The organism is Lentilactobacillus sp. (assembly GCF_040773105.1).
GTDB classification, from domain to species: domain Bacteria; phylum Bacillota; class Bacilli; order Lactobacillales; family Lactobacillaceae; genus Lentilactobacillus; species Lentilactobacillus parabuchneri.
On sequence record NZ_JAXGWW010000052.1, the window covers coordinates 1 to 12,005 of the forward strand.

The following is a 12,005-nucleotide window of genomic DNA, read 5'->3' on the forward strand; positions in this document are numbered from 1 at the left end:
AAATGATCAGCTGCAAGCTATTCACAAACTTGGCTGCATCCAATCCATCCTTAATTTCAAAGGACAGAACACCACCTGCGCCCTTGGCCTCCTCGCTGATAATTTTGAAATCGTCACTTGTCTGATCAACGGTTGGGTAATAGATTTTGGTGACCTTTGGATTGCTTTTTAAATAAGCAATGATTTTCTCAGCATTTTGGATGTGGCGGTCCATTCGAATATTGAGCGTCTGAATGCCCCGTCTCAGTAAATTCGCCTCTTGTGGCGCCAGGACTGCACCGATTGTGTTTTGAACGGCGTAAATTTGATTGCTGAGTTCTTTATTTTTCGTCACGATCATTCCGGCAGTAAAGTCGGAATGTCCGCCAAGATACTTGGTTGCGGAGTGCAATACCACATCAGCCCCCAAATCCAGAGGTCGTTGGAGATATGGCGTCAGGAACGTATTATCCACAATCACCAGGGCATCATGTTGATGTGCAATCTTAGCAATCTGTTTGACACTTGAGACTTTCAAAAGCGGGTTTGTCACCGGCTCAAAATAAACACCCTTGGTTTTGTCTTGAAAGGCTGCCGCCACGGCATTGGTATCTTGAGTATCAACCTCGGTGAATTCAACACCACGCGGTTTGAGAAAATCATTGACCAACCGGAAAGTCCCACCGTAAATATTATCACCAATGATGACGTGATCTCCCGGCTTAAATAACGATAATGCCGCGTGAATGGCCGCCATCCCGCTGGAGAAAGCAAAGCCCCGATCACCATTTTCAAGCGCCGCACAAACATCCTCAACCGCATCTCGGGTGGGATTTCCAGAACGTTCATAGTCCCATTTCACGTCAGACCCCAACTTGGGGTATCTAAAAGTTGAAGAATTATAAATTGGCACGTTGACAGCACCCGTCGTATTGTCGTTAGGGCGGCCGCCACGAACGAGTAACGTATTAAATTTAACCATTGAAAGATCTCCTATCTCATCAATATTTTTAATTACTGAACCGGAACAAGTTGATCTGATGATAACAAATATAAGTACTTCTTGGAAATCGGCTTTCCCAAAATTTTAGCCAACGCAATGGCATACAGCCGCAATTGCCCTTCATAACGGTCGCGAATCGTCTCAATCGTTGTCTGAGGTGTTAAGCGATCCGTTTTGTAATCAAATAAATAAACGCCGTCGTCAGCCTCAACGTAGCCGTCAATAATTCCGTGAATTAAAATCCGTTGCTGTTCATTTCCACCGAAGTTTTTAAAGGCCTGATTGGCTTTCATCAACAGTGAAAACGGCACCTCGCGATGGGTTTTCGTCGGATTTGCCAGCACCACTTGACCGACTGGACTTCGATAAAACTTGAGAATCCCAGAGACATTAATGGCCTGGGCAACGTTTTCTTGCAGAATCCCGGTTTTAACGAGGTGATTGATGAGCCCAGTCACTGTTTCCATCGTTGGCTCATCTTGGAGGTCAACTTGTTGTAAAACCAAGTGGGTCGCCGTTCCGACCTCGGTTGGTGCGGGCTTTTTATCGCCGTTTTCCGCAACAAATTTTGGTGTCGCCAGGCTCGGCTGTGTATATCTACCGGGCTTAATGACCTGATTAACATCAATTCGGGCCAGGTTTCCAAGCTGGACGTTATCCGGATCGTCAAATAACCGTTTGATTTCTGATACCGACTGGTAGGCGGTTGTTTGAGTCGCTGGAACGTGTGGATACTGGTAATTCATTATTTGAGAAAGTTGTTTGGCCTTACCGTTGTCAGCAGACACGGTTTCGACCTGGTCTTCAACCCATTTTTTCGGATCAGGCGCCTGAGTGCCCGCCTGCTGCTTACCTTGAATAATCATCGCAGCATCGTAAAACTTTAAGCTGAAATGGCTTTGATCGGATTCGAGCCGGTTCACCAGCTGACCGTCTCCGTAGTCAGCAGTAATTGCGGGATGCCGTGAAATCGCCGGTCCAATCCAGTCCAGATAACTCTTGGCAGAATTCCGCTCGGAAATCGGCAACAAAATAGTCGTTTCTTCTGTCTTGGCCTGCCAGTTGGTGACAACTTTTTGAGGGTCAAGCACTTCCGATTTTGAGGTCCCCTTGGGTGAATCAACTTTTCCAACCAAGTAGAGCCGCTGCTCTGCCCGGGTTAACGCAACGTAAAGTTTACGCATTTCCTCTGACAAGCCGGCATTTTTCGTGACATCGACGACTGCCCGGCGTTGGAGGGGCTCCAAAACCTCTCTGGTTTCGGTATTTAAATATGAAATTCCGACTCCCAGATGATCGTTTAAAATCGCAGAACCACGGGTATCCTTTGGGTTAAATTGCTTGCCAATATCGTTTAAAAAGACAATTGGAAACTGAAGTCCTTTGCTACCATGAATGGTCATGACATGAACCATATTTTCAGAAGCATTGGGAACTGCCGTCGCCAGGTCATCGTCTCGTTCCTGCATTCGCTCAATAAAGAGCACAAACCGGAACAGCCCCTTAAACCCATTTTTCTCATAGTCCGCTGCCCGTTCATAAAGTGCGTGTAAATTGGTCTGGCGCTGATATCCGCCGGGCATGCCGCCAACGTAATCCAAAAAGCCGGTTTGCTTGTAAATTTCCCAGATCAGCGCCACTAAACCGTCTTGCTGGGCAACGTCTTTGAAGTGATCCAACTGGTTAAAGAAACGCTCGATCAACGGATAAATCGCTTGGGCATAATCATTGGGCTCGGAAGTTGGGTAATCCCGATAAAATTTTAAAACTGATTGATAATAGTTGCCTGTTTTTTGATTAATGCGTAAGTAAGCTAACTGGTTGTCGTCCAAGCCAACGATTGGGGAACGCAACACCGCCACCAGTGGAATGTCTTGATAGGGATTATCAATAATTGATAACAGCGACAGCATAATCTGGATTTCAGTGGTCTTTAAGTAGCTCTTGGCACCGGTAATTTCAGCCGGAATGCCATATGCTTTAAAGATTTGAGACATGGTCACCTGACTGTTGCGGGTCGGTGAAATGACCGCAAAATCGCCATAGGTGACTGGTCGATAGTCATCCCCATCGGCAATCTTTTCACCCTTATCAATGATTTGGCGAATTTTTTGGGCAATCAACTCCACTTGGCCCTCATCGGCATCAATCACTTGGTCAGCTGGTAATGGTTCGGACTGTGCCAGCGGCTTCTTTGAACTGTACAACATGATTGAAATGTCCGCCTTCAAATCTTTTGGATAGTACTTAGCACCAAATTTTAGCTTGGCGTCGGCATAGTCAATCTCACCCACATCACGGTCCATGATTTGCTCAAAAATCAAATTAATAAAATTATCAACGTTTTCAGCTGAACGGAAGTTGTCCGCCAAAGTAATTCACTCGTTGTGATTATCAGCCAGCGAATAGGCGCGTTGTTTGTTGATAAACATTTGTGGATCCGCCAATCGGAAGCGGTAAATCGACTGCTTGGAGTCGCCCACCATAAACCGGTTGCCGCCGTCTTTTTTTGCCAGCTTGTTTAAAATTGCGTCCTGCAGGCGGTTATTATCCTGATACTCATCGGTCATTATCTCGTAGTATTGATTACGCAATTTTTCTTGAACTTGAACGGCCTGTGGGAGATCGCTGGACAAAATTTGAAAGGCAGCCTGTTCGATGTCGATAAATTCCATCAAATGGCGCTGCTTTTTGGTTGCTTCATAAGACGTACGGAATAATTTAACCACCGAAATCAGCTTTGCCACGCGTTTTTTAGCGGCCTGCATCAGTTGGATATTGTCTTTTTCATCCATTGAAAAATAATCCGCGCAAAGTCCCCGCAGATTTTTCTTGTTTTGCTCATTGAGTTCCTTAATCTGTTCGTGAGTCGCCTTTTGTTCCGGCTCCGCTTTTCGTAATTGCGGAATTTTTGTGAACTCAAAACTTGTTAAGGTGGTTCGGACATCATCGAAAGCTAACATGGCTTGCAGTTGTTTCTTCAAGTCATCAATTAACGGCAGCTGCTTAGTTAAAAATTTCTCGTCCTTTTCCAAGCCGGCTTGCTGTGCAAGTTGAAGCATATATTGATCGTTTAATTTGAATTTCTCCAGCACGTCGCTGATTTTAGGGGCAATGCTTTGCTGGTAAAAGTCGCTTTCAAGCAACGGCTTTTCCCCAAGGTCATAGAACTCAGCCGCGTCGTCTAACCAACCATCCGGATCATCCGTAACGTTGGCAAATTCATCCAGTCGATAAATTAGATTGGCCAGGCCGTCGTCACTCCGATCGTTGGAAAAGTTTTCAGTTAAGCGGGCAAATGAACCGTCGTCATCTTGGCCATAAAGATCTTCTCGCAGGCTATCCCACACCTGGTCTTTTAACAGCTGTTTTTCCGTATCATCGGCCAAAATTCGAAAGTTGGGATCGATTCCCAGCAGGTAGTAATAGCGACCAACCAGCTTTTGACAATAGGCATCCATGGTCGTAATGTCGGCCACCGCAACTTTTTGAATCTGTGTCAACAGGCGATTTTTTTGATCTTCCGGGGCGTTACTAAATTCTTCTCGAAGGGAAACCTGCCGCCGCTGTCTCATTTCTTTGGCGGCCGCATTTGTAAAGGTCACGACCAGTAGTTGGTCAACATCGACTTGCTGATTTTTGACCATATCGATAATTCGATCGACCAGAACACGCGTCTTCCCAGAACCTGCCGAGGCAGAAACCAGGATGTTTCCTTCGGGCCGGTCTTTGATCGCTTTTTGTTGATCACTTGTGTAATTAAATGCCATCAGAAGTTTTTCCTCCTAGCTTGCGCAATACATCCGCCATCGAATCATCGGAAATCCGCCGGTACTGATTATCCGGCAATATTGGGTCGAAATTCATAATTGATTTGTAAGGACTAAACTGCATCCCAGTCATTTGTCCTTGTTGATATGGACGCAGCTTAATGTCGCCGGCAAAAATATTGGTTGCCGCAGCCTTGATGAGGGCTTCAGTATGTTCGAGAAAGGCCTCAAGATCGTTTTGGCGAATCAAAGAACTGGCTGCCGTCGTCCCACCGGCCTTTTTCTTGCCATAGGGATAAATCAACGAGGTTCCGGAAGCCAGATCCGGTTGCAAATTATCAACCAGATTTTCATCGTTCACTAAGATGCCGTTGTACTTGTGTTTGGCCAATAAAGCATTTTCAAAGCCAGCCTTTTCCAGTTCCCCCGGTTTAAAGGTCGCATTAAAAATATGCAGGTAGAGGGCCCCTGCGATCGCCGCGTCTTTGTCATCCGGGTTGAGTCGCGCTAAATTGTGTTTCAAAACATCCAGGTAAGTCAATAACTGCATCGAAATGCCGTCATAGGCTGCATTGAAATCAAATTTTCGATCAGAAGATTTGTAGTCAATGATTCCAAAATAACGTTTATCTTTGGTACTCATCGAATCAATCCGGTCAATCCGACCACGAACTTTAACCGTTCGATTGTCCGGCAAATCAAAGCTCAAGCCGCTTAAAGCCTGCTTTTGGTTGGGCTGGCCAAAAATCAACTCGGTATTTTGGGGACGCATCGGAGTCAGGGTCTGTTGATTACGCAGTGTTTGAACCATCTGTTGAATCGTTTTTTCCAGCTGAGTGGTAATGTAGTGCATCCGGTTTGAACTGGTCAAGACAACGTAGTCAAAATTCTGCGGGTCATGGACGATTTGGTCAACGGTTTGGGCGACCAGTTGTTTGACATCCCCATCGCTTAGGCTTGCCAAATCAATGTTTTGGGCATGGACCTGCTTCGTTATTTGATCCATCGCGTCATGATAAAAGGTTCCCGTCGAAGCAGTTGACAGCTCGAATTTAGGGCGTTCCTGAAGCCTGAGACCATATTTGAGGAAATATTCATAAGGGTTCTTATAGAAGGTTTCCAATTGGGAAATTGAGATGTTCAATTCATCCCCATATAAGCCGGTAATCAGCGGCGTTTCCAGCTTCGGTGGGACGTTAGTATAATGAATGCTTGCGAGTAATTTGTTTGTTAATTCACCGACGTCCGGATCACTTTTTAGCAATTGAAAAACGGCTGCCCAGTCAGGTCCGAGGCCCTGATTATCCTTAAAATTTTTTTGAGCAATTTGAATCAAGTGATGCAGCGTTCCCAGCTTAGTGCCAACGTAGGGTTGAACAGTGTGTTGACCGTCAGGAATCGCCGGATTATTAACAATGGGTAAGTTGAAGAAGCGTTGAATCCGTGAAACATAAGGCGATAGTTTCACAGACGATTCATCGTTTAGTTTATTCGTATAAGTAAAGATGAGCTTTTGAGACGCCGTCATAAAGGCAAGGTAGTTCAGGTAGGGTTCAAAGGCCATTTGCACTTCCGCAGGGTCATTCAGATATTGATCGTCACTCAAATAGCTTTGAAGCTGATTAATATCATCATCGCCAAATAAATTCTCGTTAACCAGTCGGTCGGGCATGTTATCGTCGTTTGCACCAATCATAAAGGTCACTTTATAATCATTCATCTGAACCATCCCGCTTTCAGACACGCTCACCTGGTCCAGCGTTGATGGAATTTGGGAATAGTCGGCCCCCTCAAACCCAGCATAAATAAGCGCCCAGAAGTCCTCGGCCACAAACGGCTTGTCACCTAGGATTTGAACACACTCGTCGAGCAGCGAACAAAACGTCCGCCACACCTGTTCGATTTGATTGGATCGGGTCATATCCCCGGCATCTGTCGCGGCATCGCGCCAATCTTGCAAACGGTCCACCACTCCGGCATCAATCAAAAAGCGGTATAAAAGCGCCGCCGCATCCCGATTGGTTTTTGCTTGGTAGAATTTTTGGTAAAATTGTGGGAGTAAATCGCGCACCATATGGCGAATCAGATTGATCTGGCGGGATATTTCCCGGTCACTGGCAGAAATTTTGGGCGAGCTTTCCCCTTCATCATTGTCGGGTAACCAGACATACTGCCAGTCTTCTTGTTGCGTCCAGCGCTTGTCGGCAAAATCATTTTTCAAAACCAGATTGTCGGTCAGAGAAACCGCCCGTCGATAAGCATCGATCGGCATTGCCCGACCATCGACGACCGGCAGCACCAACTCAGATTTTAAAAACCGCATGATATCGTCGTAGCGGTAGTTTCGGCGTCGCTTGGGGTCATAGATATCAAACAGTGCGCCAAGGAGTTCTACAAGCGGATGATCGGCCATTGATTTTTGAATATCCTTAAAATACGGAATGCCTTGGGTTGTCAAAACCGGGTCCAAGATGTTTTGATAAGCGTCCAAATGACGGGTCATGATCAAAAAATCCGCATAACGGTATTTTCCAGAGGCCACCATTTGGTGAATCATGGTCGCAACCTGATCCAGTTCTGAATAGAGGCTGTCAGCCTGATAGATTTGAATACTTTCTTTTGCGATGTGCTGATCAACGGGGCGATTGCCTAAACTACTTGAGTCAATCCAGTAATCTTCAAGCTTTTGCATATCGTCACTGATTCGTGGTTGATCAGCCATAACGGTCTTTAAGTAAGGAATCTTGTTGTCAGCAGCAAAGCCATACAGTTGGTGAAACAGCTTAGCCGATTGCAGGAACAAATTTGGCTGCTTTGGCAGTTCGTTTGGATACGGTCGATCCAAGGTCAACGAAACAGTCACTGAAGCCGACTGGTTAATGAGTGCCTGCACCAGGCCACATTCCTGGGCTGTCAGCTTGGAGAAGCCTGAGATGTAGAAGTGATAATGGGATAAATCGATATCCAGTAATTTATCGCTCAATAAATTCAAGACCGTATGACTATCAAAATACTGGTTGGCGATCCGTTCGACGTATTGCTGGTAAATAATGGCAAAATCATGCAGCTTATCACGCAAATCATTTGTAATCGTGCTGTTGTCGTTTTCCAACATTTCCAATAAATTTTCAGGTGAGACGTTTCCAGCCTGCATTTCTCGAATTTGTCGGGAAAGTTGATCAATGAATCCTGGATTATGAATTTCGTGTGAAAACAGAACCAATTTGTCTTGGTTATCAACGATGATTTGATAAATCAACATATTGATGCCAGCCTGGCTGATTCGCTGCTTCTGGTATTCTGGCGTGTTTCGCAAAAAGAACCAGGCCAATCGCGTGAATGACAGCACCTGAACCGCACTTTGAGCAGTTGTGTCAGCATCAACCTCCCCGAGTTGTTTTAAGATGTCAACTTCTGATTCGAATTTAATATGATTGGGAACTAGATAAAAAAATTGGTCGCCGGCATTTTTTACTTTTTGACTTTTCAATATTTCAATCATTTTCGCTTGATGGTCAAGACCATCTTTGCCTAAGACAAACTGTAACGTCACTGCGCTCACCTCTCTAAAATTACTTTAATTTTACCATAGTCTAAAAGCCATGTTTGCTTAAAAAACAGATTATAAACCAGTCTGGGTCGAAGCGCTCATCCCCATCACAATAGTGTTTTCATAGGGCTTTCAGGTTGGAAATGATTTTTAGGAACATTATCATTGAACATTAACAAAAAGAGTCTATCATTAATGGTGGATGCAGATTACATCCATCTATTTGACCTAAATGAAAGCTTTATGCTTGCATTGATCTTGTTAGAGAGCCTATCGGTGCATTCCACGATTAAGTATCGGAAGCAAGAATTACGATCTACCCCCAATATATCTTTCAAGTTCAAACTGGTAGGCTCTTACTCCTAATAACGCCTGGCGAAAGCTGGGCGGTACATATAAATCAGAGTGCGACGAGACCCGGGTGGCCCCGGAGCATAAGGTAAAGGTAGCGATAATGAACGGTTTGTGTTCATTATTGATAGCTTTGCCTTATGCAGTAGGGGAGAGGGGTGTCGCCAGTAGGCTAGACGCCGCACTCCGTTTGCGGTCGTCGAAGCACGTTTTCAATCACAGTGCAACGAGCCCCGGGTGGCCCCGGAGCACGTTTAGACACGGCGGTTAACAACCGGAGATGATTTACATGCAGGTTGTTGTCTCGGCGAGCACGCCAAAACGAAGCTAACGAATAAGTTCCCATTATTACCTGAGGATAGTGTTCTCAGGCTTTTTTATGGCCAAAAATATTCCCCAAAATTCGACCTTCACAATGTTTGTACTTACATCCGATATGTGATTAAATATCGATATAGAAAGTGCATTATGTGGGCAATGGTATCGCTTTCACATAAATGGGCATTCTACTCAATCATTTGTGAATCATAGCATCGAATTGCCTAATAGGGGGAAATATTATGACAAGAATTGCGATTGTTACTGGGGCTGGCCAAGGTATCGGAGAAGGAATTGCCCGCCAGTTGGCTCAAGACGGCTTAAGTGTTGCCGTTGCAGATTTAAATGAAGAAAATGCCCGCAACGTTGCTGAAGAGATTGGCAATAATTCAAGGGGCTACTACGTTGATGTTTCAGACAAGAAGAGCATGTTTGATTTAGTCGACCACGTGGTAAAAGACTTTGGTAAGCTGGACGTGTTCGTTAACAATGCCGGCATTGCCAAGATCGGCACCATTTTAGATACGACTGAAGAAGACTTCGACCAAATTGTCAGTGTCAACTTAAAAGGTGTTTTATTCGGTATTCAAGCATCTGCGACTCAGTTTAAGAAACAAGGCACTGGCGGCAAGATTATCAGTGCCTCATCAATTGCCGGCCACGAAGGATTCGAGTTACTCGGACCATACTCCGCAACTAAATTTGCTGTCCGTGGCTTAACTCAAGTTGCTGCCCAAGAATTAGCGAAGGATAAAATCACCGTAAACGCCTACGCACCAGGCATCGTTCTCACTAAGATGTGGGATCAAATTGATGCCGAAATGGCGAAAATCTACCACGTTCCAATAGGCGAAACTTTGCAGAAAAACATTGATAGCATTGCTTTAGTTAGAGGAGAAACACCAGCTGATGTTGCCAACTTGGTTTCATTTTTGGCAGATCCAAAATCTGACTACATTACCGGTCAAGCAATTATTGTCGATGGTGGGATTCATTTCGTATAAATCACTTATTTCCATAAAAATAGCCGTCTCGGAAATCTTTCCGAAGCGGCTATTTTTGTTCTATATCATACTGAGTGCACACATTTAACGATCCCAATCGCCAAGTAAAAAACGATATAATAAGATGAGTCTTAAAACTATACAGAAGGATTGACCGCTATGACATTTGAAGACATTCAAGCATTTATATTTGTTTATCGGTTTAAAAGTATTTCAAAAGCTGCACTCAGATTAAACATCTCACAATCCGAACTTTCAAAACGACTGCAACGTATGCAGACAGAATTGAACAGCCAACTCATTGACACAACGAACAAACGGCGACTCGTCATCACACAAACCGGTGAAGATTTTTATGAAAGTGCCCTCAAAATTATGGACGGATACGAACAAATGCTTGATAAAATTGCCATTAATCGATCTTCCAATACCACGACTATCAAAATTGGAACTGTCCCAATCAGTAGCCAGTATGGTATTTCAAAAATTATTTCCGGCTTTAATGCTGAACACCCCAACATTTTCGTCCAACTGATTGAAAATGAGGGGAAAAATCTGATCAAAGAATTGGATAACGGCTCAATTGATGCCGCCATTCTTCGCGATACTCAAACCGATTACTTATCCCCAATTTCTTACGGGATCAAGAGTCTGGTTTCCGATGAGCTACTCGTTATTATGGCCACAAGCAATCCGCTTAATAGAATGGACAGCGTGTCAATTAAAGACTTGAAAGAAGAACAGCTATTAATGCTACCAGAAGGATCTGGCGTTCACGAGCCCATCCTCGAAATGTTTTCTCAAAACGGGTTAACGCCTAAAATTTATTTTCAGAGTTCACACATTGAAACATTACTGGGGATGCTCAATAACTCCAAGAGCGTTACTTTTTTGTTTAACAAGTCAGTTAAGCCATTCATTAACGCCGATTTAACCACAAAATCATTGACACCCAAATACAGCAGCACCTTGCAATTCGTCTATAAACAACGTTCGGTTACCCAGCTGATGTTAAGCGTCCTTCACCGACTGATCAATGAACTAAAATTTTCCAACTAATCTCCATCCCACCGATTGCTGGTTTCATTTTCAATTCCAAGCGCATCTAGTAACTTCATGGTGTTGTGATTGATGAGATCACTAATCGTTTGGGGGTGATTATAAAATGCGGGCATTGGTGGGATCACTTGAACACCCATTTGCGCAAGCTTGGTCAAATTTTCTAAATGAATTAAGCTCAACGGGGTTTCCCGTGGCACAATAATCAATTGACGCTGTTCTTTGAGCGTCACATCAGCCGCCCGACTAATGAGATTATCCGCAAAACCGTAGGCAACACTCGCAACGGTTTTCATACTTGCAGGGACAATCACCATGCTATCAACCAAAAATGAGCCACTAGAAATTTTGGCGCCCTGGTCATTTGCGCTATATGAATAATCGGACATTCCCTTAATATCGCGTAATGAATACCGGGTTTCAAGTTCTAAATTTTTCTTCGCCCATGTGCTGATAACTAAGTGTGTCTCAACATCCGGTACTCGTTTCAATTTCTGCAGTAAATCGATTCCAAAGATTGTCCCGGAAGCACCAGTAATTCCTATTACAATTCTTCTCATATCAAATTTTCCTTTTTATTATTCCAAATATTTCTTCCAGTCAGGAACATCTAAGAAATGGGCGCGTTTAAATTGATCTTTCATATCAAATGGAACTGTTCCATCAATCACTAATTTAGAACTCATCCCTTGAATCCGGATTGATTTAGGATCATATTCCGGTCGTTCAGATGGGTCCAGTGGATGATTTCTCATTCCCGGAAGAACCATTAGATCTTGATCGGCCTGAAATCTGGTGTTCATCGTCCAAATCACATCGTTCATGTCGAAAATGTCCACGTCATCATCAACTAAAATAACCGTTTTCAATTCTTTGAATGCTGAAAACGCCAATAATGCAGCCTGTCGTTGAATGCCTTCATCGGCCTCATTTTCTTTATGAATCTGCATAATTGTCATTAACTTACCACC

7 protein-coding genes and 1 pseudogene are annotated in these 12,005 nt (G+C 44.1%); 2 read left to right on the top strand and 6 right to left on the bottom strand.

Translation table 11 applies throughout. The features are described 5' to 3' along the window. The 4 genes from AB3112_RS04310 to AB3112_RS04325 form a co-directional block, all read right to left on the bottom strand. On the bottom strand, window positions 1–961 hold a 961-nt coding region (locus AB3112_RS04310), incomplete at its 3' end, for a PLP-dependent aspartate aminotransferase family protein (RefSeq protein WP_367334011.1). A 32-nt stretch (window positions 962–993) separates the two neighbouring features. Beyond that, window positions 994–3,354: a helicase-exonuclease AddAB subunit AddA gene (gene addA, locus AB3112_RS04315; RefSeq protein ID WP_367334012.1), complete on the bottom strand. Its 2,361-nt coding sequence runs from the start codon at window positions 3,352–3,354 to the stop codon at window positions 994–996. A gap of 6 nt (window positions 3,355–3,360) precedes the next feature. Beyond that, on the bottom strand, window positions 3,361–4,752 hold the full coding sequence (locus AB3112_RS04320; RefSeq protein ID WP_367334013.1) for a UvrD-helicase domain-containing protein: 1,392 nt from the start codon (window positions 4,750–4,752) through the stop codon (window positions 3,361–3,363). Beyond that, window positions 4,742–8,305, bottom strand: coding sequence for a PD-(D/E)XK nuclease family protein (locus AB3112_RS04325; RefSeq protein WP_367334014.1), 3,564 nt, complete (start codon window positions 8,303–8,305; stop codon window positions 4,742–4,744). Before AB3112_RS04325 ends, AB3112_RS04320 begins: the two co-directional genes overlap by 11 nt. 908 nt (window positions 8,306–9,213) lie before the next feature. On the opposite strand from AB3112_RS04325, the gene AB3112_RS04330 reads away from it, so the two are divergent. Both AB3112_RS04330 and AB3112_RS04335 read left to right on the top strand, forming a co-directional pair. After that, window positions 9,214–9,975, top strand: coding sequence for an acetoin reductase (locus tag AB3112_RS04330; protein WP_367334015.1), 762 nt, complete (start codon window positions 9,214–9,216; stop codon window positions 9,973–9,975). Between the two features lie 159 nt (window positions 9,976–10,134). Then, complete coding sequence (locus AB3112_RS04335) at window positions 10,135–11,034, top strand: LysR family transcriptional regulator (protein ID WP_084974046.1); 900 nt, start codon at window positions 10,135–10,137, stop codon at window positions 11,032–11,034. Here the strand turns inward: AB3112_RS04335 and AB3112_RS04340 are convergent. Continuing rightward, window positions 11,031–11,594 carry a UbiX family flavin prenyltransferase gene (locus AB3112_RS04340; protein WP_084974044.1) on the bottom strand — a complete coding sequence of 188 codons (564 nt, stop codon included), beginning with the start codon at window positions 11,592–11,594 and terminating at the stop codon, window positions 11,031–11,033. The genes AB3112_RS04335 and AB3112_RS04340 overlap by 4 nt on opposite strands. An 18-nt stretch (window positions 11,595–11,612) precedes the next feature. Then, window positions 11,613–12,005 (bottom strand): annotated as a pseudogene (locus tag AB3112_RS04345) (UbiD family decarboxylase); the annotation flags it as partial.

Bases quoted from the DNA above. Each gene is read 5' to 3' on its own strand.
- AB3112_RS04320 (WP_367334013.1), bottom strand. From the start codon at position 4,752: ATGGCATTTAATTACACAAGTGATCAACAAAAAGCGATCAAAGACCGG.
- AB3112_RS04330 (WP_367334015.1), top strand. From the start codon at position 9,214: ATGACAAGAATTGCGATTGTTACTGGGGCTGGCCAAGGTATCGGAGAA.
- AB3112_RS04335 (WP_084974046.1), top strand. From the start codon at position 10,135: ATGACATTTGAAGACATTCAAGCATTTATATTTGTTTATCGGTTTAAA.
- AB3112_RS04340 (WP_084974044.1), bottom strand. From the start codon at position 11,594: ATGAGAAGAATTGTAATAGGAATTACTGGTGCTTCCGGGACAATCTTT.